Origin of the sequence: Planktothrix prolifica NIVA-CYA 540 (assembly GCF_963864145.1) — a bacterium.
Classification (GTDB): Bacteria; Cyanobacteriota; Cyanobacteriia; order Cyanobacteriales; family Microcoleaceae; genus Planktothrix; species Planktothrix agardhii.
In genome coordinates, this window is sequence record NZ_CAWLTW010000001.1 from 3,242,907 (window position 1) to 3,267,992 (window position 25,086).

The window sequence follows — 25,086 nt, forward strand, 5'->3', positions numbered from 1 at the left end:
AAAAATTATTCTGGTTTAGTTTTATTGATATCAACACAAACTTTTTTAATTAATGGAAGAATATCAACCAGTTTTCCCTCACCAACTTGATAGTTTAACGAGTCTTGACCCTTGCCAATATAAACTTGATAACCCTCAACTTTTTTGCCATTTTGTTCAATTATTGTTCCTAAAAGTGTAATTTCTGCCGGACTCGGTTGGGCGCATAATTTATCACAACCGGTCAAATGAATATTCACGGGGGAATTCAGCGTTAACTGTTCCTTGAGATCATCTGCTAATATTAAAGCATGGATTTGAGTTTCAGTTGCAGCCGCCGCACATCCAGGTTTGCCCGCACAGGCAACAATTCCCGCATCGACTAAACAATTCGATAATCCGAATGAGGCGAGTTTGGGTAATAATTCGGGTATTTTTTGATTGGGAATATCGGGAATTAAAATAGTCTGCCAAGGAGTTAAACGTAACTGACCACTCCCAAAAGTTTCCGATATTTCTACTAATTCCAAGAGTTGATCAGCACTCAATTTTCCTAATTTCAAGGATAAACCCAGATAGGATAATCCGGCTTGTTTTTGGGGATGAATTCCTAAATGGGCATAGGGTTGGCTGGGTAAGGGATTTAAAGTTTTTAAAACCGTCTTTTCTGGATCAAAAATTTGCTCTAAAGGATACTCTAACTCAGCCTTAACTGCTTCGAGATACTTTTCTACACCCCAATCTTTAAGTAAGTGTTTCATCCGGGGCTTTTTACCCGTTTGTGATGGATTTTGTTGAACATAATCAATATAAACTTTAACCAGCGCAGCCACCACAGATAAACAGTTTTCTGGCTTAATTAATATTGAAGTATGAGATAAATTTTTATCACCGCCGAGGGCTAACTGGAAGTAAAGATCGGAGGTTGAATTTATAGGATCATCAATAGCAATTGCTAAGAGTTGAATTTCATTATAACGGTGTTCCCAAGCTATCGGTGAGCGAGTTCCAATTCCTACTTTTCCCCCGCCATCAATGCCAATACTAAATTTAGGACTAAGTTCAATAATTGAGGGATGATTTTGAATAAAATAATCTAATTTTTGAACCAATGGACGAGTATCAATTAATTCTTGACTATCAATTCCGGCGGTGGGACTAGCCATAATATTCCGCAGATGATCTATTCGAGGATCAGATGCGGCTAACCCGAGGTTTTGTAAGGTCTGAAATACTTCCAAACTAGGCGAAGTTTGTACCCCCCGAATTTGCAAATTACCTCGATTTGTGACTTGTAGGGTTTCACTTCCCCATGCTTTGAGTAATTGGGCGATTAATTCTCCCTGTTGAGCATTCAGCCATCCCCCGGGGGTGCGGATGCGAATTAAAAACCCATCTTGGGCGGGAGTCCCATAAAATAACCCCGGACAAACATTTGCTTTAACTAACCAATTCACAATTATTTTTTTCTCCATGCGACGCAGAGAATTAGTTAGAAACAAGGTTTTTTTTGCTATTACTTGAAAACCGTATTTCTATCCAATCTTGAACCGCTTGAAATTGGCATTCTGACTCGCAAGAGAAAAGCTAAAAAGGTAAAATCCAATTATTTTTTCCTTGATTACAGTTGCGGCACAGTAACGGAATCTCACCGGACTTTCCCAACAACAAGCTAGGAAATTATACCATAGACTATAGTTGACAATAATTTTTTTAATTATGAGCGATCAGGATCAGCCACATCCATGGCTATCAATTGTGGGAATTGGGGACAATGGGCTAGAGGACTTAACCTCCGTAGGGCGGAGTCTCCTCTCCCTTGCCTCCGTAATTGTTGGGGGTGAACGTCATTTAGCAATGCTACCCGCAGAAGATAAGCGAGAAAAACTCCTTTGGCATTCTCCAATTGAAGATTCAATTAATGAGATTATTCGCCGTCGCGGTCAAGCTGTTTGTGTTTTAGCCAGTGGTGATCCGATGTGTTATGGCATTGGTGTTACCCTAACTCGTCAAATTCCGATCAACGAAATAATAATTATTCCCTCTACGTCTACCTTTAGCCTCGCCTGTAGTCGTTTAGGTTGGTCGCTCACGGAGGTAGAAACATTAAGTTTATGTGGCCGCCCGCCAGCTTTGTTAAATGCGGTACTTTATCCGAGAGCTAAATTATTGGTACTCAGTGCTAATCGACAAACCCCCGCAATTGTCGCCCAACTGCTAACCAAACAGGGTTTTGGGGAGAGTCAGATGGTGGTATTAGAACATCTAGGAGGAACCCAAGAACGCCGAATTGAGGGGACTGCCCGGGCTTGGAATGCCACGGATATCGCGGATTTGAATGCGATCGCGATTACCTGTATTTCCTCCCAACCCGTCCCCCTCCCCCCTCGTCTCCCCGGACTGCCCGATCTTGCCTATCGCCATGATGGACAATTAACTAAAAGAGAAGTGCGAGCGATTACCCTGGCGGCCCTAGCTCCCCTACCCGGACAACTGCTGTGGGATGTGGGGGCGGGTTGTGGCTCCATTGGGATTGAGTGGATGCGGAGCGATCGCCGTTGCCAAAGTATTGCGATCGAACAGCACCCCACCCGCTTACAATATATTGCTGATAATGCAACGGCCTTGGGAACTCCTAACCTCAAAATTGTGGCGGGAAAAGCGCCGATTGCCCTCCAAGATTTACCCCAACCCAATGCTATTTTTATTGGGGGCGGAATCACAGTCCCCGAACTTTTAGAAACCTGTTGGCAAGCCTTACCATCGGGCGGTCGTTTGGTTGCCAATGCTGTTACTGTAGAAAGCGAATTAATGATGTTTCAGTGGTACAGTCAATTAGGGGGAGAATTGATCCGCATTGGGATTCAAAGGGCTGAACCTGTAGGTAAATTTTTAGGCTGGAAAGCCATGGCTCCCGTAACTCAATGGGTTGTTTTAAAACCTTATTGACACCTTTTTGGTTTGTTATTTTAATTAACTGAAGAAAATGCTATAATTATTTTAAATTGTATATATCCTAAATTGGGAATAATTCTGGTTTCTATGTATTCATGGGCAGAAAAAGGGATCTTAAACAGGTTGATGCGATCGCTAAAGAGTTTCATCTTACGGGGGAATTAAGGAATGCTTTTGGCATATTTCTTGAGGAAGAAAAGAGAAATGGTTATGGTGGAACTCTCAACCTTAGAAGCGATTTTACCTATGAAGAACTGCGCCAAAAAGCTAAAGAATTTTTAGAGGATATCTAAATGGTTACTCAGACATCTCTTGCTAATTCACAGCCCAATATAGAGCAAATTATTTCAGTGATTACAAAACCCATTATTGGAGAAACTTGTCATCAGGTTACATTTAGTTATGGGGATGAATTACGGCTAGATTTTGGTGAAATGTCTGCCTATACTCACCCTAAATTGAAACATTTACGCAAAGGAAGTTGGCAATTTGGTACAAGGGCAACACCTTGGATTTTCCAGCAAGGAGATCAAGTTTTAACTTCTACGTTACAAGTTAATATAGATGCAGAAATAGATACTGTCAAAAAACTTTTGCAGCAATTGGAAAACAAAGAATTGATTAATCTTGTAATTGATGCTCAAAATATTAGTCTCACCCTCTTATTTGAGGGTAATTATCAACTTATTTTAGAGCCAGATTTGCAAGATAATTCTGGGCTTGCCTATTGGGAATTGTTCATGCCAACTGAGCAAGTTTTAACGGTTGGGCCTGGACTTTTTTGGGAATGTAAATCGATTCACGAACGTTATTGAAAATGATAATTTAATTGAGTCTGATTATTGGTTTTTTACCCAGGAGATCACACTTTCTACATCCGTAACGATCTCCCCTTCAGGAACCGGGGGACGTTGCACCATTACTACCGTAATTCCTAACTCCCGGGCGGCGATAATTTTAGCATAAGTGGCATCACCCCCGCTATTTTTACTAACAATTGCCCCAATTTTATGCTGTTGTAAAAGCGATCGCTCCAACTCTAAAGAAAAGGGCCCCCGTTGCAAAATTAATTGTCCGGGGGGGATGGGTAAATCTGGTTCAGGAGGGTCAATCATTCGCATCAAAAACCAGATATTTTTTACATAGGAATAGGTGGGGAGTTCTTGCCGACCAATAGTAAGAAATATGCGTTCAGCTAACCCTGGTAAAGTCTTGGCGGCAGCTTGATTTGTGTTTACTTCAATCCAATCATCTCCTAATACTGGTTTCCAAGCGGGACGAATTAGCATTAATCGGGGAATACCAGATTTGGAGGCGGCTTGAGCAGCATTAAAGGAAATTTGGGCGGCAAAGGGATGGGTAGCATCAATTACTAAATCAATGTGTTCCTGGCGTAGATAGTCTGCTAATCCAGCCACTCCCCCAAACCCTCCGATCCGAAAAGAAACCGGGTTAGTTTGAGTCACGGGTTGTTGGGTTCGACCCGCCAAAGAAGTGATCGCCTCCACATCTGGAATTTGATTAATTTGAGTTGCTATTGCTACCGCTTCGGTGGTTCCTCCCAAAATCAAGACTCTTTTTTTATGATTCATCGAAAATTGCCAAAACGGATTTAATCAGTAATTATTAATTGTATTATTAATGTAGTTTTATTGTAATAATAAATAATATTCTACCCATTATATCATTATCAGAGGCAATTTGTCAAGTTATAATCAAGAATATTTTTACATAGTTAAACTTAGTATATAAGTCAATAATAAATAAATAATTATTATCAAACTTCAAAAAAAGAGTGCTGATTTTAGGGATAGAGTGAAAATTATGATAGCTGTAATCCATGTTTTGAACCAGCCAAAAGCCCTTAATCAGATTGATCCCCTTGCAGATCAATCCGATCCTACTCGAATTCGAGTCAGTTGCTCTCCGATAACAGATTGGGTAAACTCTATTATAATATTGATAATATTCTTTTTTAGAAAATAAATATCCTTGTCTTGAGGATATTCCCTATGACATCAATTTTTTTCCTAAACTGACATCCATCGAAAATCTCTGTAGGGGGTTTATTAACCTTTTTTTAATTTTTATTAAAAAATGTCAAAATTTGAGGGTGATGATCGTAAAATGTATAGGGAGGGACAAACAGAAAACTCTTGGTGTGTCAAACACTCTGCAAAAAGTACGATAACTACGAGTAATCGGATAGACAATGCACAGAACCTAGTTGATGCTCAACAAACACGGGACACAGGCAGATCAAGACCAACTTTATCCTATTGCATCCATTGATCAGGAATGGGACATAGATGGGAATCAAGAAGTTGGATTACTAGATAGCCCCATACTGATTCAGATGATTGCAGACCTACTGCAAGTTGCCTTGATTGTCAGTCATAGGGGTGATGGTCGGGTTTTTTATTGTAATTCTCGCTTCCAAAATACCTTTGGATTGCCTCCCTCGGAAATGTCGAACTTTGCTGAATCTGATATCTTTGCTGATTCCACGGATAGAGAAATTCTGCTGGAGAAATTGCAAGAACAGAATTCCATACAACAACCTCTACAAGTAAAACGGTTAGATGGAACGCTCTGGTGGACATTAGTATCCATGCGTTTGCTAACAGTAAGTGGGGAAAAGTTAATCCTGTCCACCTACTCCGAACTCCTTCCCCATCCCCCCACTCAACCCTTACCAACAGAAAAAGTTCCCGTCCTTGCCCCGTTAGACCCGCTTTTAGCCACCTTGCAGTCTAAGATTAGTCAGCAAGCCATGGTTGCTTACCTCGGTCAACAGGCTCTAATTCATTCTGACCTATCAGCTTTAATAGATGAAGCGGTCTGTGTTGTAGCGAAAACCCTGGATGTGGAATACTGTAAACTTTTGGAACTTATGCCCGGAGGTCATGCTTTTTGGTTGAGGGCGGGGGTCGGTTGGCAAAAGGGACTGGTCGGTAATGCTCGGGTAAGTGCCCATATTAACTCTCAAGCCGGGTATACCTTACTCAAGAATGAAACCATTGTGGTAGATGATTTACGGGTGGAAACTCGATTTTCTGGAACTCCCCTGCTACATAATCATCGGGTGATTAGTGGTATGAGTATGGTTATTGCCCGTTGGGGACAGGATTCGGACTTGAGCAAAACCCAGGTAGATTCTCCACCCCTCCAACCCCCCGTGTACGGGGGGCAGGGGGGGTGGGGGGTTTTAAGTGTTCATAGCACTCGCCATCGTCAATTTACCCCAGAAGATGCACATTTTTTAGAAGCGATCGCGAATGTCTTAGGGGCGGCGATTGAAAGTCATCGCGCCCAAGAACGTTTACAATTGATGGAACGAGCTATTAATAGTAGTAGTAATGGGATTGTGATTACCGATGCCACCCAACCGGATAATCCGATTATTTTTGTGAATAATGGGTTTGAACGAATTACGGGATATAGCAGGGAAGATATTTTAGGAAAAAATTGTCGATTTTTACAAGGGAATAATTCCCAAAATGCAGCCGTTAATGAACTTCGTCATGCTATTGCAGAAGGAAAAGAATGTCATGTCGAACTCCAGAATTATCGTAAAGATGGGGAGTTTTTCTGGAATGAACTTTCCATTGCTCCAGTATATAGTTCCAAAGGATATTTGACTCATTTTATTGGGATTCAAGCGGATATAACTAAACGTAAACAATCTGAACAAGCCTTGGTTTTACAATCCCAAGCCTTAGCTCAGTTGGAAACCTGTTTAGGAACTCCGATTTGGGTAAATGGTGAAATTTATGGAACATTAGCTTTTGCTGCTTTAGAGCTTAAAACCGCAGATTACAAATCCTATGAAGTGGAAATTTTAGAGTTAATGGCTCAAAGTATTGGTAGATTTATTACTACTAATCAAACAGAAAAACAACGACAAAAAGCTGAATTAGCTCTCAAAGAAAGTGAAGAACGCTATCGCCGTTTAGTGGAATTATCTCCAGAAACTATTGCCATCCATGATAGTGAAAAATTGGTTTATATTAATATAGCCGGAGCTAAATTATTAGGAGCAAATCGTCCTCAAGACTTAATCGGTCGCTCTATCTTTGATTTTCTTCCCACTGATTATTTGAATTCCATTCAGACTCTGATTCAAGATAATAACAATGAACAACAATCTCTGGAGTTGATTGAACAAAAACTAACTCGGTTAAATGGAGAAGTAATTGATGTAGAAATTGTGGGCATTCCGGCAACCTATCAAGGTAAATCTGCAATTCAAATTATTATTCGGGATATTACTGAACGCAAACGATTTGAAGCCCAACTCATGTATGAAGCCTTACATGATGCCTTGACTCAATTACCGAATCGGAGCTTTTTCAATGAACGTTTGGCTCAAGCATTAAGACGCTCAAAACAAGAACCCAATTATCAGTTTGCTATTTTATTTTTAGACCTAGATCGATTTAAAGTGGTTAATGATAGTTTAGGACATCTCATGGGAGATCAACTATTAATTGAAATTTCCCATCGTCTTTTAAATTGTGTCAGTGCCTTAGATACCGTTGCCCGTTTAGGTGGAGATGAATTTACAATCTTGATTAATCGGGTTCAAAAAATCAGCGATGCAACCAGTATGGCGGAGAAAATTCACTATGAATTAACCCAACCTTTTTATATCCAAGGACATGAAATTTTTACGACCGTTAGTATTGGAATTGTTCCCAGTCGAGGTCATTATCTACCATCGGAAAATAATAGTCAAATCCATCAGTGTTTATTGTATAATAACCCGGATGATTTTTTACGAGATGCTGATATTGCGATGTATCGGGCTAAGGCAAAAGGCAAAGCTCGATATGAAGTTTTTGATTTAAGTATACATAGTCAAACCCTGTCTATATTGCAGCTAGAAACGGATTTACGGCAAGCTATTTATGGACGCATGATAATTGACAAACCACAAAAATCAGAGTTATCAAATCTCCTTGAAAGTCATGATTCAACGGCCTTAAAAACTACAGAATACTTATTAGAAAGCTCCGGTGATCAACCCACAAATATTAAGGGTTTTAAAGTCTATTATCAACCAATTGTTTCTTTATTCAGTGGTAGAATTACTGGCTTTGAAGCTCTAGTCCGTTGGTTCCATCCCACCCGGGGGTTAGTATCACCTGTAGAGTTTATTCCTGTTGCTGAAGAAACCGGATTAATTATTCCCCTAGGGGCTTGGGTTTTACGAGAAGCCTGTCAGCAATTGCAAGTTTGGAAACAACAATTAACCCAAAAATTTAGTTCTATTCAAACTGCCTCTACAGAAGACATTTATCCTGGAAAACAACGGTCTCATTGTGATATTTATCCCTTGACAATGAGTGTGAATCTCTCAAGTAAACAGCTTTGTCAAGTTAATCTCTTAGAACAAATTGATCAAATCTTATCTGAGACAGGTTGTAATCCTAGTGATTTAAAACTAGAAATTACTGAAAGTGTGATTATGGAAAATTTATCCACTTCGTTTATGATTCTAGCTCAAATCAAATCTAGGAAAATTCATCTATCAATTGATGATTTTGGCACGGGGTATTCATCTTTGAGTTATTTACATCAATTCCCCTTAAATAGTTTAAAAATTGATCGTTCATTTATTAGCCCTTTAGATCAGAAAAGTAGTGTCTTTCAAGGAAAAAAAAGCCAGCCTTTACAAATTGTCAAAGCTATTATTTCTTTAGCGCAAAATTTAGATTTAGATGTTGTGGCTGAAGGGATAGAAACCCGTGAACAAAGGAGAATTTTACAGGAGTTGGGTTGTCCATTCGGACAGGGTTATTTATTCGCTAAACCCCTAGAAGCTGAACAAGCAACCAAACTATTACTATCGGAGGCTAAAGAAATCTCATGATCACACTGATTTTATACAGTAAACCGGGCTGTCATTTATGCGAAGGACTGCAAGAAAAATTGGAGAAAATTCAAGCATCATCCCAAACATTAGGAAAATTTCAATTAGAAATTCGAGACATTACTACCCGGGAAGATTGGTTTGAAGCCTATCAATATTCTATTCCTGTCCTGTTTAAATCCGGTGAACCAGACGAACCTATTCCCCGTCCTTCACCTCGAATGTCGGTTATACAGTTGGAACAAATGTTACAGAAGTATTTGTAGTTGACACTCCCACCCCTACGCTACGCTAAAGGGGTGGGATTCTCGTATCTAGCCCAATCAAATAAAGACAGTTGAATATACTCTTTTTGATTGTTTTTCACCGAGTTCGGGGGTGCGCCAAACACCCCATAATTTAAACCGGATGAATCCATTACAGAAGCATCTCTCTTTAGGTTTAAATCACAAGCGAAACCATCCCATTGAGACAGATTTCGTGCAGCATTCAAATCAGAATTGTGGTAGTGACCATTAGGGCAATTAAAATCATGCCGATTTCTTTTGCCAATAACACCGCAAGTTGAACAAGATTTTGAGGTATATGGTGCAGGTCTTTTGATTAATTTCAATCCTTTCAAAGCCAACTTATAATTAAGTTTTTGCTCCAAAGAATAATAAGACCAAGTGTGTCGAGATTGACCAGAATCAGAACGAGATTTTTTGCTCTGTTTCATGGTTTTACGACATCCTTCCAAATCCTCTATAACAATATCGGCGTTATGGTATTCAGCAAAACGAACAATTCGGCGACTGACTGTATGGTTAATAGCTTCCATCCATCGTTGCTCTTTTTTGTTCCATTTCTTTAAAGCTCGAAACTTTTTAGCTTCTTGAAGTTGTTTTCTTCGTTGTTGAAAATAACGTTTCCGATGCTTAACACTTTGACCATTAAAGAACTTGCCGAAACCTTCTTTTGGTGCAACTACCGCTAAATTATTCTGCCCTCGGTCACACCCCAATCTTTTCTCTGTCTCAACTTCTGGAACATCCTCTGTTATCGACAGATAGACATACCACTTATTTCGATGTTTAATTAACTTAAAAGATCCCCCTTGAATTGTTCCCTCTAACAATCCATCTAAAACGGGTTGCCAATGAGGAGATGCTACTTCAATGGGGATTCTTTTTTCACCTTTGAGGGTCGGGAAGCTAATTGAATAGGTACTCCCTTTTTGAGTTAATTTCCAATTTTGATTGTTAACTTCTACAGGAAGAACTTTATATTGCTTGGTTTTACGACCCGTTGGGGATGTGGTATGTCGAATAACTTGATTGACCAGAGCAGATTTTAACTCGGACATGATTTTAGCTGTTGTCATTTTTCGCCGTTCTTTAATTGGCAATGACAACAGCTTATTAGCAATCTGCGTGTTTTCTTCCGTCATTTGCTCAAACATTTGAGCTTTACAACGGTTGAGTTTTGCGAATTTTAATTTAATCGTCCGAGTTACTTTGATCATGGAAAATATGATAACATAAATATCTAATAACTGGGTACAAATTAATTGGTAGATGACGGCACTTAAAAGTGCCTGCGTCGCGTTTAATCCCACGGCTGAAGCCAGTGGGCTTTCACGATCCCACCCTGGCTTTGTAAAAAAGTTCATTGTTGCGCTGAGATCACTCTGGGTAGATGCGCTAAAGCGCAACAACGAGGCTGTTACTTTATTTATGAGAAAAAATTACAAAACCCCTTTGGAACTGGGGATAGTATTTGCCCGACGAGAATCAATTTCAACTGCCATTCTTAGGGCTCTAGCAAAGGCTTTAAACCCGGCTTCAATAATATGATGGGAATTGATTCCATCTAACTGACGTAAATGCAATGTTAGTTGACTATTATTAACAATAGCTACAAAAAATTCTCGCACTAATTGAGTATCATAGGTTCCCACTCGTTGGGTCGGAATTTCTAAACCATAAGTCAGGTGAGGACGACCGGAAAAATCTAAGGCCACTTGGACTAAGGCTTCATCTAAAGGGGCAATAAAATGACCAAACCGGACAATTCCTTTGCGATCGCCTAATGCTTTAGCTAAAGCCAAACCTAATGTAATTCCCACATCTTCATTGGTATGGTGATCATCAATTTCAATATCTCCGGTGGCTTGAATTTCTAAATCAATTAAGCCATGGGACGAAATTTGATGCAACATATGATCTAAAAATGGAACTCCTGTAGAAACCTTACAGATTCCTGTTCCATCTAAATTAACAGTTACATTAACCTCCGTTTCCCCCGTTTTTCGGTGTACCGTTGCAATTCTAGGAAGCATATTTAAATCAGTCATCAGTCATCAGTTATCAGTTATCAGTTAATAGTTTTCAGTTGTCAGTTAACAGTTAATAGTTAACAGTTTTTAGTTAACAATTATCAGTTATCAATTATCAGTTATCAGTTAACAGTTTTTAGTTAACAGTTGTCATTCAACAGTTATCAGTCATCAGTCATCAGTCATCAGTTATTAGTTATTAGTTAATAAGCTAACAGTTGATTAACTCTTAAACTGACAACTCTTAAACTGATAACTGTTAACTGTTAACTGATGACTGATTAATTACATTCCCATGATGCAATAACCCGAATCGACATACAGAATTTGGCCTGTAATGCCGCTGGATAAATCGCTACTCAGGAAAGCCGCTGCATTACCGACTTCCGTTTGAGTCACCGTCCGTTTTAGGGGGGCGATTTCTTCGACGTGATGAATCATGTCTAAAATCCCACCCACGGCCGAAGATGCCAAAGTCCGAATCGGGCCAGCCGAAATGCCATTCACCCGAACTCCCAATGGCCCCAATTCCGCCGCCAGGTAACGAACATTCATTTCCAAGGCTGCTTTAGCAATTCCCATGACATTGTAATTAGGAATCACCCGCACCCCACCCAGATAGGTCAGGGTAATAATGCTACCCCCTTGGGTCATCAAAGGTTTAGCAGCCCCACTCAGTTGAACTAGAGAATAGGCACTAATATCTAGGGCGCGAGTAAATCCAGCCCTGGATACATTGCTAAAGTCCCCAGACAGTTCCTCCTTTCCCGCGAAGGCCAGACAATGGATCAGAATATCAATTCGTCCCCATTGGTCACGGATGGCCGTAAATAACTCCTCGATTTGAGTATCATTCTGGACATCACAGGGCAGAAACAAACTAGGGTTAAGGGGTTCAACCAATTCTTGCACCTTTTTTTCAAAACGACCTTTCTCATCAGGAAGGTAGGTGATTCCAAGATTAGCTCCAGCTTGGTGAAGTTGTTGGGCAATGCCCCACGCAATGGAGCGATTATTGGCAATGCCGGTAACAAGTGCGTTTTTTCCGTTCAAATTCAGCATAATAGATTATTCTATAAGTAATTGGTATCCTAATCAAAGCCATGGATTTGCCGATTTCTACCGGGGATAAAACATTGATCAGACAATCATCCGTCGATTAAACAGATAAATGATGCAATTAGCGTAAACTGAAATACGGAAGATATATTAGAGCATTATTAGTGCAAGGGATCGGGTTGTGACGTATGATAGACCGTTAGCAGAAGTGTTCCGCAGTATCGGCGGAGGGGCGTTCCCTCCTGTCGTGGAAAGCTTTGAACGGAGTAAGACGATCTTCTTTCCCGGCGATCCGGCGGAGCGCGTCTATGTTCTGATCAAAGGGGCGGTGAAATTGTCCAGAGTCTATGAAGCTGGAGAAGAAATTACCGTCGCTTTACTTCGAGAAAATAGTGTATTTGGTGTTTTATCGTTAATTACAGGTCATCGGTCAGATCGGTTTTATCATGCCGTTGCCTTTACCTCTGTAGAATTACTCTCAGTTCCGATTGAACAGGTGGAGAAAGCCCTGAAAAGCGATCCCGAACTGCCGATGGTGATGTTGCGCGGATTATCGTCTCGGATTTTACAAACAGAGATGATGATTGAAACCTTAGCTCACCGAGATATGGGATCGAGATTAGTTAGTTTTCTCCTGATTCTTTGTCGAGATTTTGGCGTACCGGGTAGAGACGGAATTCGGATTGATTTGAAACTTTCCCATCAGGCGATCGCAGAAGCGATTGGTTCCACGCGAGTTACCGTTACCCGTTTATTAGGAGATTTACGACAAAAAAACATGATCTCAATTTATAAGAAAAAGATCACAGTCCATAATCCCGTTACCCTAGGTCAACAATTTACTTAATCTACGGTTAGGTTTCCTAGATTAACCCAGAAAAGATCTAGGAAACTTGCTGTTAGATATAATTAGAGAAAATTGGGCAAACTGCATTAACTAGATTATTAAATTTTTAGATTCTCAGGTTTTAAAGTCCTGAGTTTCCACTCTCCCAGATTTTTCTTACTTTATGACCGCAGGAATTATCCTGGTTATATCCATCTTAGTTTTGGGTGGCGTGATTGCGACGGTTAGCGATCGCCTGGGAACTAAAGTTGGAAAAGCCAGGCTGAGTTTGTTTAATCTTCGCCCCCGCAACACTGCTATGGTTGTGACTATTTTAACTGGCAGTGTGCTTTCGGCATTGACCTTGGGGGTTTTATTTGCTTCGAGTAAACCCCTGCGTCGGGGTGTGTTTCAAATTGATCAAATTCAAAGTAGATTGAATGATGCTCGGAAGGATTTAACTCGGACGGAAGATGAAAAAAGGCGAGTAGAAAAGGATTTAACCAGAGCCAAAACGGAAATTAACACCGCTATGGCACAGTTAAATATGATTAATCAATCCCTACAAACGGCTCAATCTCAAGCTGTCAAAACAGCAGAAGAATTAGAAAAAACTCAGAATCAATTAGGAGATCTTCGGAAACAACTACAAGATATTCAAATAGAAAGAAAAGCAACGGAAGCCGAACTTAAAAATAGAGAAAATCGACTTCAAGAGGTATTTAAACAAAAAAAAGTTTACAATTAGAAATTCAAAAACTCAGAACTGAACGTCAAAATTTGATTCGGCAACAAGAACAGGTCAAAGCTCAAATTCAAAATCGCGATCGGGAAATTGTGAAACGGGATCAGGAAATTGGCAAACGAGATCAAGAAATGAAACAGCAGGATCAAGAACTTGAACAACAGGAGCAACAGATCAAAGAACAGGATCAAATTATTGCTAAACGGGAATCTCGGTTGGAAGAATTGGAAACAGAACAGAAAAAATTAGAACAGCAAAAACAAGTTTTAAGTCAACAGGTTGAACTGATTGGACGGGATTTTCAATTATTACGAGAAGGAAGTGTTGTTTTAGAACGAGGACAGGTTCTATCTAGCAGTTTAGTCAGAATTAGTGATCCAAAAACTGCAATTCAGGCGGTTAATACCCTTTTAAAAGAAGCGAATAATTATGCCGTTGAGTCTATACAATTAGGCAATATAAAAGCGGGTCAAGTTCAAGTAATTCAAATTACAAAAGTAGAGGTTGAAGATTTAATTAATCAAATTGATGATGGTCGAGATTATGTGGTACAAGTGATTTCGGCGGCTAATTATTTAGTTGGGGAAACAAAAGTATCGGTTTTTACTAAAGCTGAACCGAATCGATTATTATTTACAACAGGGGAAATTATTGCGAGAACAACGTTGAATCCTTCTGTTTTATCTGATGATCAATTGAGAAAGCAAATGCAACAACTTTTAGATGCGTCCAGTTTTCGGGCGCGTTTTGTTGGAGTTGTGGGTGGAACAGTCCAAATTGGGAATGATAGAATGGATACATTAATTCGTTTTTTCCAACAAGTTCAAGAACATAATCAACCCTTGGAAATTCAAGCCATTGCTGCTGAAGATGCCTATACTATTGGGCCATTGCGACTGGATTTATTGGCGCTTCGCAATGGAAAAGTGATCTTTAGTACCCGACGACAACAGGAACAGCCTAATAATTCTAATCCACTAGAAAATCCATCCACCCAGAGACAGAATAATATAGGATATCCAGATTCTCAATCTAATTATACTCAATACGATGATAAAAAATAAAATGATTTTAGGGTTTGATCCCGGTCGAGAAAAATGTGGAATTGCGGTGATGGGTGACGGTTCCCAGTTATATTATCATGAGGTGATTTTATCGCCGGATGTTCCTAAAATTATTGAATCTTTGTGTCAACAATTTACTATTGAAACGGTGGTAATGGGAGATCAAACCACTTCAAAAATGTGGAAACAAAAACTAACTGAAATTTTGCCAGAATCCCTTTCTATTATTCAAGTGAATGAACGATATTCTACCTTAGAAGCGCGCGATCGCTATTGGCAAATTTATCCCCCTAAAGGTTTAACTCGTTTAATTCCCAAAGGAATGCGAACCCCACCTCGTCCGATTGATGATATTGTGGCGATCGTATTAATTGAACGATATTTGAATCAGTCATCACTCATCAGTCATCAGTAGAAACCTGCCATGGCGCGTCTCTAGCAGTTATCAGTTTTGAATTGATTCAGGACTTACGCAATTTTCTATGCGTAGCGTAGCTCTGTATAGAAAATTGCGTTTTCACGCTCGGAGGTTATTGATTGGGTGGGGGGTTTTATCAAGATGTTTGCCACCCACCGAGCAATGCTCACTATTCCAGTGCGGAGTCAATTTCACTAGATGCTTGTCTATAAGATTCTTCTAGGTCTTGGTTTTGCAATAATTCTAAGGCTAATTCAATTACTTGGGAAGGCGATTGGCATCCCTTGGTAATTTTGTAGCTTTCAATAAATTTTACTAGCGATGTTGGTAAGGAAATTAAAATTTCTTTAGCTTGCGCCATCTTAGTAGTTAGTAGTTACAAATACTGTTATTTAATTATAGCATCAGTTGTCAAAAGAGTAAATTTTAGGATGAAAGACGATCGCGCTTTTTGGAGAAAGGGGGGCAATATCGAAGATTTTCCTACAGGTTGTGCCAATTGCGTAAGTCTTGATATAATTAGGCACTAACCATTAATTCATCTGGGTTATTTATAACTTTTCGCAATTTTTGACTAAAGTAACGCACTTCATAATTAGGAGCCAATTCTTCTCGTAACTGATGCCATAAATCAACTCCTTCTCGTTCAAATTTTTCAGCTTCTTCAACAGTTGCAAAACCTGATGAAGCTGGATCGTCCCACTTCAAAATTTGATCGTAGGTGGCAGCCCATTTTTCCAAACGCTTGATTGTCTTTTTACTCAAGGGTAATAATGCGGGATTGATATCTCCAATATTATCAGGATCGAGTCCCCACAAAGAGTACGAGCAATAATCTGGCATTAACTTGATGTTGATTGTCATTTGATTTCTCCTTTTTTCAGTTATTGTGAAGTAGAGCGAGGATTGGCACAGACTATATAACCGTTACTACCTACTGTAACAGCAATTAACTGAGTTTTGCCATTAAAGATAATTTGATAAATAGGGCAATTGGGTTTTTGATAACCTACTACAGTCCCCTGAATAACGGCTAGGAAGACTGCATCGGGAACCTCGGCTTCATAAATTCCTTTTTCGGCAAATTCATCTTTGTGATTTTCTAATATATGTTGCAGTCCAGAACTAGCATTTCCCCTTTCTAAGAAAACTATTTTGCCATTAGGGAGTTGGGATATTCGCAAAATTTCTTCAGGTGTATGTTTAATTCCAGCTTTTCTAAGTTCAGCAATGAGAGTATTTTTTTCGTCGGATAGGTTTGTCAATGTTTATGGCTTTAGTCAATAATAATAGCTGAGGTTAATGGTAGCATAGTTAGAGATGTAAGGGTTGTATAGAAATTTTTAAATCGCAAATGGATACGGATAGATGAAGTGCGATCGCGCTTTTTGGGGAAAGAGCGATCGCACTTCTTAATATTACTATTCCGGTAGCGATCGCACTTTAGGGATGAGGCGTAATTGCAATAACTGTGATTACACCTTTGTCCGGGCCATAATACCAAAAAACTCGAAACGCTGCTGGGGTTTTGTTTTCGACGTAAGCCTCAAATATTTCTTCTTGATTAGGGCCTGATAATGTGTCGTATTTATGAGTTTTCAAGCTGGGATGGCGTAAATTAGTTGCCATTAATCCAAGTGTTTTCAGCACTTTATTGTATTTTTTGGCATCGAGTTCTTGAAGATTAATTAAGCTATCTCTAGCTGATGAAGAAAATTCTATCCGAAAATTCATTCCTCTTCAATCTCCAAATCAGCATATTCAGAAAAGTCACCCAAGTCATGTACTTCACCTTTAGCTGCTTGGGCGAGGCCGCACTTGACTGAGGCTAATGCTTGGGGGTTTTGCCACAACCACTGTTCGCAATCAGGTATGTTGGTTATTGGGTCTAATAAAATTTGTCCGGCTTCGTTGACCAGAACGCGATACTCTGTTGACTTGGGTTCGAGGTTTAAACTGAGGCATCCTTGTGGATCTGTGCTGATTAAGTTTTTCAGAATCCAAAACATATCTTTCAGCTATTATAAAGTTAGGTAAAACTCCCTGGGATAGAGTTTTACTCAATTGTAACACATTAGATTTTGAGCAAGAATATTATGCACCTGGAGTTACAGCTACGCCTCATTCATTGTTACTATTTTTGATGGAACAGCGAGCGCTAAAACCGGCGGATTTGGTGGGAATTATTGGCGATGAAGCCGGAGTTTATGAATTGGTTAATGGCCAGCGAGATATCAGCAAAGAGCAGGCCTTGATTCTGGGTAGTTTTTTTTATGTGGAGCCGAGTTTGTTTACTAATTAATAGCTTTTTAACGGCAAATTTACGCAGATAGAAATGGATGGAGCAAAGGCGATACCTTTGGCTGGCAAAGCCTATGCGCTTTTTTAACCACAAATAGAGATGGATGGGGAAAGGGCGATACTTGTCAAAAAATTGTACTATTTTATGTTAAATTTCAATTGTAATAACTTATAAAATAGTGTAATTATGGCTAATTTACCATCAAGAACAACTGAAACTATCAATCAATTAAAACAGCAGGCGTTAGACATTGTTAATGAAGATTCAGCCTTGGAATTAACTATTTTTGAGCTATTTGGAGAGACAGAGGTAACGATTCCGGCACTAGATGAAATGAAAAGTGCCGCCGAAGATGCTGAATCTTCCTACTCTCAACTGTCTAATATCCAGCTTCAAATTGCCAAAGCTCAACATCAGGCCTCTCCTGATATGCTACAATTACTAGAACGAGCTATAGCACGAACCCAAGCAAGGATTCCGGCGTTGGAGCGTAGTATTGAAGAAGTTAAAATGGAATATAACTTGCCATGAATAAACAACCCCATATCCCCGATCCAGAAACATCTAAACGCTTGCTTGCTAACCTCCGCCGATCTCGGATGGAGGTTCAAGAAGTGAATTTAGAATTAGGAGAAATTAATGCGATGCTGGCAGAACAGCTTCGCGAACAAAGATTGAAGCGAGTCAGGCGATCGCTCAATAACTCAACAGCAGAATTGTAAAATTATTAGCAAAAGTAGCCAAAAGTTTATGGAGCGCGATCGCGCTTTTTTAACAACAGATCGACGTGGATGAATAAAGGGCGATCGCTCTTTTTGGAGAAAAGGCGATCGCACTCCTGAATATTACTAAGACGGAACAATAGATAACTAGGCCACAGCGTCATCCTATCTGAACGATTGGATCGTTCAAAGGAATAGTAAATAAGGCATTTTTCACAATGTCTGGCTGCGTGTTGATGACGACACCAAAGATGTTTGTATAGACACCTATAATTTCGTTGGTTTCTGTGTATTGAATAATCGTGTCAGCAATACCATCTTGATTGACATCAGTAGGAGTGAAGGTAAGAATGTCTATCGGTACGCCTCCATTGATGCCAATTAGATCGCCTTCACTCGCATTGAAGTCAAGTAACCAATCAGCAGTAGCAGCATTGGTTTCTTCTATACCTGTATCTGTTCTCAGGATAAAAACATCGCTTCCAACTCCACCAGTCAGGCGATCAGTTCCTTTTTCACCGATTAAAATATCATCTCCGTCATTGCCAAAAATTTCATCATTGTCTTGTCCACCCCGCACTAAATCATTGCCAGGGCCTCCTGAGATGAAATCATCACCTTCATTACCGTTAATAATGTCGTTACCATCCTCACCTAAAATGCGATCAATTCCTTTTCCGCCTCGTAGATAATCATTGCCGACAGCACTTTCGATAGTATCAGCACCTCCGGCTGCGAATACTACATCAGCTACGGGCGATCCTAAGATTTTCTCATTGTTATCAGAACCTAGCACACCCCCCGGATTTTCAGCCATTATTGCTTCAGTAATCTGAAATATAGTTTCTGTATCTGTTGGGGAATTAACTTGCCTGGCACTTCTTATTTCTGGAGCGCCTATTGGAACACCTACTACAGCCTCTGCCAACGGGTAAACTAGATCTCTCAAAATTCCATTTCCTGCATCAGCAATTGTGTTTCTAAAGCCATTAACAGCCTCTTTAAACTTATTGCTAGTAAATCTATCAACCTCTATATCAGAGGTAAAAATACTCACAGGGAAAATTATACCAAGTAAAGCAGCGGTAGCAATGGTATTTTCTGGTGAGTCAAATTGACCTATAGTGCTTTTACCATCGTCTGAAGTAAAACCAAACAAATCGAGGGTATATTCAGCACCTGCAACTTTAATTCTCTCTTTAGATAATCCTGCATCTGAAAAAAGAAGTCGATCTGCATCCAAAACTGCATTGTCAGTTGTGTTCTCTGTTACTTGATTTTTGATTGCAAAATTAAAGGTTTGGGGGCTGCTTTCTGGTTGGGTAACTGACAGAGTAATTTCAAGAGGAATATCTCCTGTGGGTTCAGAACCTGCTTCAGTTTCTCCATTCCTATAAGTCAATGTACCAAGCTCAAAACGAGCGTCTGTTCCTGTACTAAAAGTATTACCGTCAAACTGGACAAAGCTTGCAAATTCTGGTGTTCCTAAACTGAATTTATTGCTGCCACCTCCAAAAGTACCAGTTATTGATCCAGTGAAAGTTGGATTGGTAGTATCAATATCAATACGACCTGTTTCTGGAGATAGCAACCGATTCAAATCGAATTTACTTCCATCTGATTGAGGAAAAGAGGCTCCCTTTAGAAGATCTGTATACAATTCGTGAGGGGTGCCATGACTACTAATAGGTGTTTTTCCTGGTTGCGTAAATGACTTGGAGTTAAGAAAAATGTCCTTTGTTCCTATGGGATCTGGGTGTCCTAATATACTGGCATGCAACGGAATTACTTGTTTAGCATCAGTCGGATCTAGGCGATCGCTTGGAGGGACAGGCTCCTTACTCACAGTTGAACCAAACATTCCACCTGATGGCAGTTCATCTGTAACTGTTCGTACAATGTCTCTAAATGTAAATCCAGGCCCAGCAGCGTCTGGACCAATGATAAGATTGATCAGATTACCTGTTAGTTCTCGATACTTAGCTCCAGCAGAACCAGCAACATGACCCCCTAAACTGTCACCTATTAGTTCGGTTTTGTTAGGGTTAACACCAATTTCTTTCAGGTACTCACCGAGCTTTTGGCCTGCTTCTTTCGTTTTTTCTGCCGCAGAAAAGTAATTAATATTATTGAAGTTTTTCTTAGCACCACTTTCCCAGTCCATCACGACAATATTAGCATTAGGATCATTATCTCTGATCGCCTGAGCCATGTCTGGTATCCAATCAGCAGGTGTAAAATTATTGGCTGCGTTACCACCTGTATTATTCCATCCATGAATGATTACATGAGTATTCTGATTGGGATCAATGGGTCGTGACTGGAAACCGTTATTACCCCATGTATTAAAGTTAACTTCTCCAAAACTAGCCTGTGGCATGATTTCAACTCCTTCTGAATATCAATATTGAACTAAGCTATTGAAAAAACTGATAACTAAACTGGATCGGGATCTCATCTCTTACAGGGGAAACAGTATCAATAACTACCCTTTACCCAACAACCGAGAAAGCGACACCTAACGGCAAGGTAAATGCTTATGCAGCTTGGCTTCACCCTTAAGCTGTAGATAAAAAACAAACTTATCCATAAAAATAATCTATAATCCCTACACTGTATCGGCTCAATGGCTCACCATTTGGCTCAATATAAAAGGCTCTTTTGGCTCATTTAGATCATTTGGTTCATTTTTGCCACCAAAGCATGATATAATCAAGGGCGATCGCTCATTATCGGGCAGGTATCCAAGATGACAGCCACCCTGATCCAGCCACCCCAAGAGAAACAAAGTCCCCTTGCGGATCATGTTCTTTTGAAAAATATTAGTTGGCAAACCTATCAATTGCTGTTAGAAGATTTAGCGGAACAGCCGGGGATTCGCTTGATTTATGACCGAGGTTTACTAGAAATTATGACACCTTTAGATCCCCACGAAGGTAACAAAAAACTATTAGGCCGTTTGGTAGAAACTCTGACTGAAGAATTAAATATTGAAGTCAGGAGTTTGGGTTCGAGAACTTGCCAACGTCAAGATTTAAACAGAGGTTTTGAACCCGATCAATGTTACTACATTCAAAATGAATCTTTAGTCTGGGATAAAGAGCAAATTGACCTGCAACAAGACCCACCACCTGATTTAATTATTGAAATTGATATTACCAGTAGCTCTATTAATCAATTAGAACTTTATAAAGCTTTTCGTGTGCCGGAAGTTTGGCGGTATGATGGAAAAAATATAATATTCTATCAATTAGAAGGAGAAGCTTACCGAGAAACCGATAACTCTCCTACTTTTCCCTTTCTTTCTAAAAGTGACATTATGCACTTTTTGGAACTCAAGAAAACGACTAGGGAAAATGCTTGGATTGGCTTATTTCGTAAGTGGGTGAAAAGTCAAATTCCAACAGCAAATTGAATGAGTAAAATGACTGTGGTAAAAAAACTGAAAATCTGCTCAAAATCCTCAGAGAAAAACCTTGCTTGCTCGTTTTCGATCGCGCCGAAACACTTTTGAAAACCGGAGAGGCAAAAGCTGCTGGTTATTTCGCCGACAATTGTGCCGAATATGCTTGGTTATTCAAACAACTATTAGAAACAGAACATCAAAGCAAAATCCTATTTACCAGTCGTGAAAGTTTAGCGGAATTACCGCCAACTCTTACCCGTGAAATCCAGCTAAATGGACTCAATCAAGATGCAGCAATTAGCCTATTACAATCTTTTAATCTAACAGGGAATGAAGAAGAATTAGCCGAATTATCAGCACGCTATCAAGGATATCCTAAAGCCTTGCAATTGGTAGCCGTCTTGATTCGAGATCATGCTGAATTTCAAGGAAATGTAGGGAAATTTTTGCAGGATAGAGACTGGTTATTAATCCGAGATATTGAAAAGTTAATTGATGAAATGATAGCGCGTCTTAGTGAAATAGAGCAAACTTGTCTGGGCCGAATTTCTGTCTATCAAACTTTAGAATATCCCCTATCTTTTGCTGCAATTGCTACTCAAATGCCGGAAGTGAGTAAATATGAACTCAAAGAAAATATTATCCTGGCTCTCAAGCGTCGGCAATTGCTATATTATGATTACCAACGCGAATCCTATCAATTGCATCCCCTAGTCCAAGAAAAAGGCGATCGCTTGTTAAATCAAAATCCTGAAAATGTTAGCATAGCCCATCATCAAGCCTATAATTATTATATCAATATCCCGCTCAAACCTAAATCTGAGTGGCAAAATATTGAGGATATTAAACCACTAATCAGAGCGCACTATCATGCGTCTCAGGCAGAAGATTTAGACGCAGCAAAGGCGATAATTGCTGAAGTGTGCGAGGTTATTGATTGGGTGGGAGGTTTTATCAAGACATTTTCCACCCACCGAACAATGCTCACTATTCCAGTTAGACTGTTAACTGTTGCAGATTCAGAGGAAACAGAGGAAACAAACGTACAAGCCAAAGACCAAGAAAAATAAAGGAATATAAAAGTTTGATCCCTGCACCCCTGCTCCTGCCTCCAGTTCTCCCTATTCCCCGCCTTAGATTTTCAGTAACAGAAAGCCACCCCCCAAACCCAAAAGAATCAGAGAGAAGCACAGGAACGCGGTTGAGAAAATTTCGCCAGTCATGTATTACAACTCCATTTATGATAGTTAAGGTTTATTGTATCGGATTGTTGTCCCCTGATCACGGCCTCAAAGCCTAACTAAATTTATGTCCAATTTTGCTGACCTCGGACGTTTCTTATTTGAAGGAATCGAAGTTTTCCCCAATATTCCCTATCGTCAGATTAATGATATTGTGGTATATCTGGACATCTATAAACCTCGGAACCTAAAAAGAGTAAATAAAACTTTGGTTGCGGTTCATGGAGGGGGTTGGATATCGGGAAGCAAAGAGGAAGTTCTGCCCCAACTGTTCCCATTTTTGACTCAAGGATGGTCGATTGTTAATGTTGAGTATCGTTTAGGGAATGTGGCTTTAGCTCCGGCGGCGGTTGAAGATGTTAGGTGTGCTTTGCGTTGGGTCTTTTCCCATGGTTCTGAATATCAATTTGATCTAAATAAAATTGTAGTTATTGGCGGTTCAGCCGGGGGACATTTAGCAACTTTATGTAGTATTTTACCAAATTCTGCCGGATTTGATTTATTGACAGAAACGGCTGATGATAAAAATCTACCTGAATTAAAAGTTGCAGCGATTATTAATCTATTTGGGATTATGGATGTTAATGATGTTTTATTTGGAGTTAACCGCCAAGATTATGCTCTGATGTGGTTTGGTCAACAACCTAATATTCAGGAATTAGCTACTAAAATTTCCCCGATTAATTATGTTCGCCCCGGACTACCTCCAATTTTAACCATTCATGGTGATCAAGATGGGTTAGTTCCCCACCAACAAGCGGTTAAACTCCATCTAAAGCTAGATGAATTAGGTGTATCTAATCAATTATTAACTATACCAGGGGCAGGTCATGGGGGATTTTCTCCAGAACAAGCTCATTTACTCTATCAAACCATTCAGGATTTTTTACAAACCCATAAAATTTGGTAAAAGGATTTAACAATGACTCAAATTATTTTAAATTTAAAGGATAAAATTCAATATTCGGACGCTGGGATTTTTAGTTCAGTGCTTTGGAAAAATGAAATTTGCCAATATACCCTATTTTGTTTAGCAAAAGGAACTGATATTTCTGAACATACCTCTAGTCGAAATGCAACGGTTCAGGTATTAGAAGGAGCAGGAATTTTAACCTTAAATGGGGAAGATATTAGATTAGAACCAGGAATTTTTATTGTCATGGATGCTAATGCCCCCCATGCCTTAAAAGCAGAGTCTAATTTAGCATTTTTATTGACATTATCTACACCTTAATCTTAAAACTATAGTATGATTAATATCCAATTCAGGATTCATCGGAGTATACTCTAAGAAAACAGTCCCCTGAAGATTTTATTAACCCATGTTAGAACTGCACTGTCATACCACTTACTCCGATGGTCAACTGACTCCAACGGAACTGGTAAAGGTCGCCGCCGAGGCTGGAGTTAAGGCATTAGCAATTACAGATCATGATACTTTATCCGGTTGGGAAGAAGCATTTCAGGCGGCGCAATTCTATGATATAGAAATTGTCCCAGGTGTGGAATTATCAACAGTTCATAACGAAAGATCATTACATATTTTAGGGTTTTATCCTGATAGAAATAAATTAGAAAATCCTCTTAAAGAACGTTTAAATGGACGCAAAAATAGAGCCAATGAAATCATAGCAAAACTGGCTGAACTTGGTTATCCAATTGAGTTAGAACCTATGGGGGAAGGAATGGCGGTGGCACGTCCTCATATTGCCATGGCGATGTTAAAAGCGGGTTATGTTAAGTCTACTAAAGAAGCTTTTGATCGCTGGTTAGGAGAACATAAACCCGCATTTGTTCAGTATGACAGATTTTCGAGTATTGATGGGATTAAATTATTAAAATCCTGTGGTGCAATTCCCGTTTGGGCTCATCCTTATTTATATCAAGGGGGAAAGATTGAAACGGTTTTTCAAGAATTATTAGAAGCTGGATTAATGGGGTTAGAAGTTTATCATCCCCATCATAGTTTATCACAAATTCAACGGTTAGAAAAACTTTGTGAAGAACATAATCTATTAAAAACGGGAGGGAGTGATTATCATGGAATCGGAGAAATAAATCAGTTTAATTTACCTCTGAGTTTATTAGAGACCCTGAAACAATCAGTTAAGTAGTTGCACAAAATAAATTACCTAGTTGAGAGAGGGAACAGCCCCCGCCCGTGCACGGGGGGCTAG

At 39.6% G+C, this 25,086-nt stretch carries 29 protein-coding genes; 17 read left to right on the forward strand and 12 right to left on the reverse strand.

Annotation, left to right across the window (positions count from 1 at the left end; all coding sequences use genetic code 11):
- Window positions 1–5: 5 nt before the first annotated feature.
- Complete coding sequence (cobG, locus tag AC559H_RS14430) at window positions 6–1,481, reverse strand: precorrin-3B synthase (protein ID WP_237745612.1); 1,476 nt, start codon at window positions 1,479–1,481, stop codon at window positions 6–8.
- Between the two features lie 217 nt (window positions 1,482–1,698).
- Here cobG and AC559H_RS14435 point away from each other — a divergent pair, with 217 nt between their 5' ends.
- The 3 genes from AC559H_RS14435 to AC559H_RS14445 all read left to right on the forward strand — a co-directional run bounded on the left by AC559H_RS14435 (window position 1,699) and on the right by AC559H_RS14445 (window position 3,749).
- Window positions 1,699–2,928, forward strand: coding sequence for a bifunctional cobalt-precorrin-7 (C(5))-methyltransferase/cobalt-precorrin-6B (C(15))-methyltransferase (locus AC559H_RS14435; RefSeq protein ID WP_026795827.1), 1,230 nt, complete (start codon window positions 1,699–1,701; stop codon window positions 2,926–2,928).
- A 101-nt stretch (window positions 2,929–3,029) separates the two neighbouring features.
- Window positions 3,030–3,227 (forward strand): hypothetical protein, encoded by a 198-nt coding sequence (locus AC559H_RS14440; RefSeq protein WP_026795828.1) that lies wholly within the window; start codon window positions 3,030–3,032, stop codon window positions 3,225–3,227.
- Window positions 3,228–3,749 (forward strand): hypothetical protein, encoded by a 522-nt coding sequence (locus AC559H_RS14445; RefSeq protein ID WP_026795829.1) that lies wholly within the window; start codon window positions 3,228–3,230, stop codon window positions 3,747–3,749. It abuts the gene before it with no gap.
- A gap of 24 nt (window positions 3,750–3,773) precedes the next feature.
- On the opposite strand, the gene AC559H_RS14450 is transcribed toward AC559H_RS14445, so the two are convergent.
- The gene (locus AC559H_RS14450) at window positions 3,774–4,526 is read right to left on the reverse strand and encodes a cobalt-precorrin-6A reductase (RefSeq protein ID WP_026795830.1); all 753 of its coding nucleotides are present in this window, start codon (window positions 4,524–4,526) and stop codon (window positions 3,774–3,776) included.
- A 638-nt stretch (window positions 4,527–5,164) separates the two neighbouring features.
- Here AC559H_RS14450 and AC559H_RS14455 point away from each other — a divergent pair.
- The gene (locus AC559H_RS14455) at window positions 5,165–8,809 is read left to right on the forward strand and encodes an EAL domain-containing protein (RefSeq protein WP_026795831.1); all 3,645 of its coding nucleotides are present in this window, start codon (window positions 5,165–5,167) and stop codon (window positions 8,807–8,809) included.
- Window positions 8,809–9,075 carry a glutaredoxin family protein gene (locus AC559H_RS14460; RefSeq protein WP_026795832.1) on the forward strand — a complete coding sequence of 89 codons (267 nt, stop codon included), beginning with the start codon at window positions 8,809–8,811 and terminating at the stop codon, window positions 9,073–9,075. Before AC559H_RS14455 ends, AC559H_RS14460 begins: the two co-directional genes overlap by 1 nt.
- Window positions 9,076–9,095: 20 nt before the next feature.
- Here the strand turns inward: AC559H_RS14460 and AC559H_RS14465 are convergent, their stop codons facing one another.
- From AC559H_RS14465 to fabI, 3 genes are all read right to left on the reverse strand, one after another.
- Window positions 9,096–10,460 (reverse strand): RNA-guided endonuclease InsQ/TnpB family protein, encoded by a 1,365-nt coding sequence (locus tag AC559H_RS14465; protein WP_202806353.1) that lies wholly within the window; start codon window positions 10,458–10,460, stop codon window positions 9,096–9,098.
- Window positions 10,461–10,535: 75 nt separating this feature from the next.
- Window positions 10,536–11,144 (reverse strand): imidazoleglycerol-phosphate dehydratase HisB, encoded by a 609-nt coding sequence (hisB, locus tag AC559H_RS14470; protein ID WP_026785558.1) that lies wholly within the window; start codon window positions 11,142–11,144, stop codon window positions 10,536–10,538.
- A 267-nt stretch (window positions 11,145–11,411) separates the two neighbouring features.
- Window positions 11,412–12,188, reverse strand: coding sequence for an enoyl-ACP reductase FabI (fabI, locus tag AC559H_RS14475; protein WP_026785557.1), 777 nt, complete (start codon window positions 12,186–12,188; stop codon window positions 11,412–11,414).
- Between the two features lie 178 nt (window positions 12,189–12,366).
- On the opposite strand from fabI, the gene ntcA reads away from it, so the two are divergent.
- From ntcA to AC559H_RS14495, 4 genes are all read left to right on the forward strand, one after another.
- A complete protein-coding gene (gene ntcA, locus AC559H_RS14480) occupies window positions 12,367–13,032 on the forward strand; it encodes a global nitrogen regulator NtcA (RefSeq protein WP_026795833.1) in 666 nt (221 codons plus the stop codon).
- A 163-nt stretch (window positions 13,033–13,195) separates the two neighbouring features.
- Window positions 13,196–13,759 (forward strand): DUF3084 domain-containing protein, encoded by a 564-nt coding sequence (locus AC559H_RS14485; RefSeq protein WP_071782607.1) that lies wholly within the window; start codon window positions 13,196–13,198, stop codon window positions 13,757–13,759.
- 32 nt (window positions 13,760–13,791) lie between these two features.
- Window positions 13,792–14,820 carry a DUF3084 family protein gene (locus AC559H_RS14490; RefSeq protein WP_071782749.1) on the forward strand — a complete coding sequence of 343 codons (1,029 nt, stop codon included), beginning with the start codon at window positions 13,792–13,794 and terminating at the stop codon, window positions 14,818–14,820.
- Between the two features lies 1 nt (window position 14,821).
- Window positions 14,822–15,235, forward strand: a complete 414-nt coding sequence (locus AC559H_RS14495; protein ID WP_026785555.1) for a pre-16S rRNA-processing nuclease YqgF — start codon at window positions 14,822–14,824, stop codon at window positions 15,233–15,235.
- A gap of 172 nt (window positions 15,236–15,407) precedes the next feature.
- Here AC559H_RS14495 and AC559H_RS14500 read toward each other — a convergent pair whose 3' ends face one another.
- The 5 genes from AC559H_RS14500 to AC559H_RS14520 all read right to left on the reverse strand — a co-directional run bounded on the left by AC559H_RS14500 (window position 15,408) and on the right by AC559H_RS14520 (window position 17,247).
- The gene (locus AC559H_RS14500) at window positions 15,408–15,599 is read right to left on the reverse strand and encodes a hypothetical protein (RefSeq protein WP_036833336.1); all 192 of its coding nucleotides are present in this window, start codon (window positions 15,597–15,599) and stop codon (window positions 15,408–15,410) included.
- Between the two features lie 158 nt (window positions 15,600–15,757).
- A complete protein-coding gene (locus AC559H_RS14505) occupies window positions 15,758–16,102 on the reverse strand; it encodes an immunity protein CdiI family protein (RefSeq protein ID WP_026785554.1) in 345 nt (114 codons plus the stop codon).
- 20 nt (window positions 16,103–16,122) lie between these two features.
- Entirely contained in the window at window positions 16,123–16,503 is a 381-nt protein-coding gene (locus tag AC559H_RS14510) for a hypothetical protein (protein ID WP_026785553.1), read from the reverse strand.
- Between the two features lie 178 nt (window positions 16,504–16,681).
- Window positions 16,682–16,972 carry a type II toxin-antitoxin system RelE family toxin gene (locus AC559H_RS14515; protein WP_026795834.1) on the reverse strand — a complete coding sequence of 97 codons (291 nt, stop codon included), beginning with the start codon at window positions 16,970–16,972 and terminating at the stop codon, window positions 16,682–16,684.
- On the reverse strand, window positions 16,969–17,247 hold the full coding sequence (locus AC559H_RS14520) for a hypothetical protein (RefSeq protein WP_026795835.1): 279 nt from the start codon (window positions 17,245–17,247) through the stop codon (window positions 16,969–16,971). The genes AC559H_RS14515 and AC559H_RS14520 overlap by 4 nt, the downstream gene beginning before the upstream one ends.
- Window positions 17,248–17,381: 134 nt before the next feature.
- On the opposite strand from AC559H_RS14520, the gene AC559H_RS14525 reads away from it, so the two are divergent.
- The 3 genes from AC559H_RS14525 to AC559H_RS14535 all read left to right on the forward strand — a co-directional run bounded on the left by AC559H_RS14525 (window position 17,382) and on the right by AC559H_RS14535 (window position 18,262).
- A complete protein-coding gene (locus tag AC559H_RS14525) occupies window positions 17,382–17,540 on the forward strand; it encodes a hypothetical protein (RefSeq protein WP_007356573.1) in 159 nt (52 codons plus the stop codon).
- A gap of 186 nt (window positions 17,541–17,726) precedes the next feature.
- Window positions 17,727–18,071: a hypothetical protein gene (locus tag AC559H_RS14530; RefSeq protein ID WP_026795836.1), complete on the forward strand. Its 345-nt coding sequence runs from the start codon at window positions 17,727–17,729 to the stop codon at window positions 18,069–18,071.
- Complete coding sequence (locus tag AC559H_RS14535) at window positions 18,068–18,262, forward strand: hypothetical protein (RefSeq protein ID WP_026785549.1); 195 nt, start codon at window positions 18,068–18,070, stop codon at window positions 18,260–18,262. Before AC559H_RS14530 ends, AC559H_RS14535 begins: the two co-directional genes overlap by 4 nt.
- Before the next feature lie 160 nt (window positions 18,263–18,422).
- Here AC559H_RS14535 and AC559H_RS14540 read toward each other — a convergent pair whose 3' ends face one another.
- Window positions 18,423–20,642, reverse strand: coding sequence for a choice-of-anchor K domain-containing protein (locus AC559H_RS14540; RefSeq protein WP_081694812.1), 2,220 nt, complete (start codon window positions 20,640–20,642; stop codon window positions 18,423–18,425).
- 369 nt (window positions 20,643–21,011) lie between these two features.
- On the opposite strand from AC559H_RS14540, the gene AC559H_RS14545 reads away from it, so the two are divergent.
- Entirely contained in the window at window positions 21,012–21,677 is a 666-nt protein-coding gene (locus AC559H_RS14545; RefSeq protein WP_026795838.1) for a Uma2 family endonuclease, read from the forward strand.
- A gap of 65 nt (window positions 21,678–21,742) precedes the next feature.
- Window positions 21,743–22,738, forward strand: a complete 996-nt coding sequence (locus AC559H_RS14550; RefSeq protein ID WP_081694813.1) for a hypothetical protein — start codon at window positions 21,743–21,745, stop codon at window positions 22,736–22,738.
- Between the two features lie 63 nt (window positions 22,739–22,801).
- On the opposite strand, the gene petM is transcribed toward AC559H_RS14550, so the two are convergent.
- Window positions 22,802–22,891: a cytochrome b6-f complex subunit PetM gene (petM, locus tag AC559H_RS14555; RefSeq protein WP_071782609.1), complete on the reverse strand. Its 90-nt coding sequence runs from the start codon at window positions 22,889–22,891 to the stop codon at window positions 22,802–22,804.
- 85 nt (window positions 22,892–22,976) lie between these two features.
- On the opposite strand from petM, the gene AC559H_RS14560 reads away from it, so the two are divergent.
- The 3 genes from AC559H_RS14560 (at window position 22,977) to AC559H_RS14570 (ending at window position 25,023) form a co-directional block, all read left to right on the forward strand.
- Complete coding sequence (locus tag AC559H_RS14560; protein ID WP_051319729.1) at window positions 22,977–23,819, forward strand: alpha/beta hydrolase; 843 nt, start codon at window positions 22,977–22,979, stop codon at window positions 23,817–23,819.
- A gap of 12 nt (window positions 23,820–23,831) precedes the next feature.
- Entirely contained in the window at window positions 23,832–24,143 is a 312-nt protein-coding gene (locus tag AC559H_RS14565) for a cupin domain-containing protein (protein WP_026795839.1), read from the forward strand.
- Window positions 24,144–24,231: 88 nt separating this feature from the next.
- Entirely contained in the window at window positions 24,232–25,023 is a 792-nt protein-coding gene (locus tag AC559H_RS14570) for a PHP domain-containing protein (protein WP_026795840.1), read from the forward strand.
- Window positions 25,024–25,086: the final 63 nt, after the last annotated feature.

Bases quoted from the DNA above. Each gene is read 5' to 3' on its own strand.
- AC559H_RS14535 (WP_026785549.1), top strand. From the start codon at position 18,068: ATGAATAAACAACCCCATATCCCCGATCCAGAAACATCTAAACGCTTG.
- petM (WP_071782609.1), bottom strand. From the start codon at position 22,891: ATGACTGGCGAAATTTTCTCAACCGCGTTCCTGTGCTTCTCTCTGATT.
- AC559H_RS14465 (WP_202806353.1), bottom strand. From the start codon at position 10,460: ATGAACTTTTTTACAAAGCCAGGGTGGGATCGTGAAAGCCCACTGGCT.
- AC559H_RS14500 (WP_036833336.1), bottom strand. From the start codon at position 15,599: ATGGCGCAAGCTAAAGAAATTTTAATTTCCTTACCAACATCGCTAGTA.
- AC559H_RS14515 (WP_026795834.1), bottom strand. From the start codon at position 16,972: ATGAATTTTCGGATAGAATTTTCTTCATCAGCTAGAGATAGCTTAATT.
- AC559H_RS14485 (WP_071782607.1), top strand. From the start codon at position 13,196: ATGACCGCAGGAATTATCCTGGTTATATCCATCTTAGTTTTGGGTGGC.
- AC559H_RS14540 (WP_081694812.1), bottom strand. From the start codon at position 20,642: ATGCCACAGGCTAGTTTTGGAGAAGTTAACTTTAATACATGGGGTAAT.
- AC559H_RS14530 (WP_026795836.1), top strand. From the start codon at position 17,727: ATGGCTAATTTACCATCAAGAACAACTGAAACTATCAATCAATTAAAA.
- AC559H_RS14560 (WP_051319729.1), top strand. From the start codon at position 22,977: ATGTCCAATTTTGCTGACCTCGGACGTTTCTTATTTGAAGGAATCGAA.
- AC559H_RS14450 (WP_026795830.1), bottom strand. From the start codon at position 4,526: ATGAATCATAAAAAAAGAGTCTTGATTTTGGGAGGAACCACCGAAGCG.
- AC559H_RS14520 (WP_026795835.1), bottom strand. From the start codon at position 17,247: ATGTTTTGGATTCTGAAAAACTTAATCAGCACAGATCCACAAGGATGC.
- AC559H_RS14565 (WP_026795839.1), top strand. From the start codon at position 23,832: ATGACTCAAATTATTTTAAATTTAAAGGATAAAATTCAATATTCGGAC.
- fabI (WP_026785557.1), bottom strand. From the start codon at position 12,188: ATGCTGAATTTGAACGGAAAAAACGCACTTGTTACCGGCATTGCCAAT.
- AC559H_RS14495 (WP_026785555.1), top strand. From the start codon at position 14,822: ATGATTTTAGGGTTTGATCCCGGTCGAGAAAAATGTGGAATTGCGGTG.
- AC559H_RS14435 (WP_026795827.1), top strand. From the start codon at position 1,699: ATGAGCGATCAGGATCAGCCACATCCATGGCTATCAATTGTGGGAATT.
- AC559H_RS14505 (WP_026785554.1), bottom strand. From the start codon at position 16,102: ATGACAATCAACATCAAGTTAATGCCAGATTATTGCTCGTACTCTTTG.
- AC559H_RS14545 (WP_026795838.1), top strand. From the start codon at position 21,012: ATGACAGCCACCCTGATCCAGCCACCCCAAGAGAAACAAAGTCCCCTT.
- AC559H_RS14570 (WP_026795840.1), top strand. From the start codon at position 24,232: ATGTTAGAACTGCACTGTCATACCACTTACTCCGATGGTCAACTGACT.
- hisB (WP_026785558.1), bottom strand. From the start codon at position 11,144: ATGACTGATTTAAATATGCTTCCTAGAATTGCAACGGTACACCGAAAA.
- AC559H_RS14525 (WP_007356573.1), top strand. From the start codon at position 17,382: ATGGAACAGCGAGCGCTAAAACCGGCGGATTTGGTGGGAATTATTGGC.
- AC559H_RS14440 (WP_026795828.1), top strand. From the start codon at position 3,030: ATGGGCAGAAAAAGGGATCTTAAACAGGTTGATGCGATCGCTAAAGAG.
- AC559H_RS14445 (WP_026795829.1), top strand. From the start codon at position 3,228: ATGGTTACTCAGACATCTCTTGCTAATTCACAGCCCAATATAGAGCAA.
- AC559H_RS14455 (WP_026795831.1), top strand. From the start codon at position 5,165: ATGCTCAACAAACACGGGACACAGGCAGATCAAGACCAACTTTATCCT.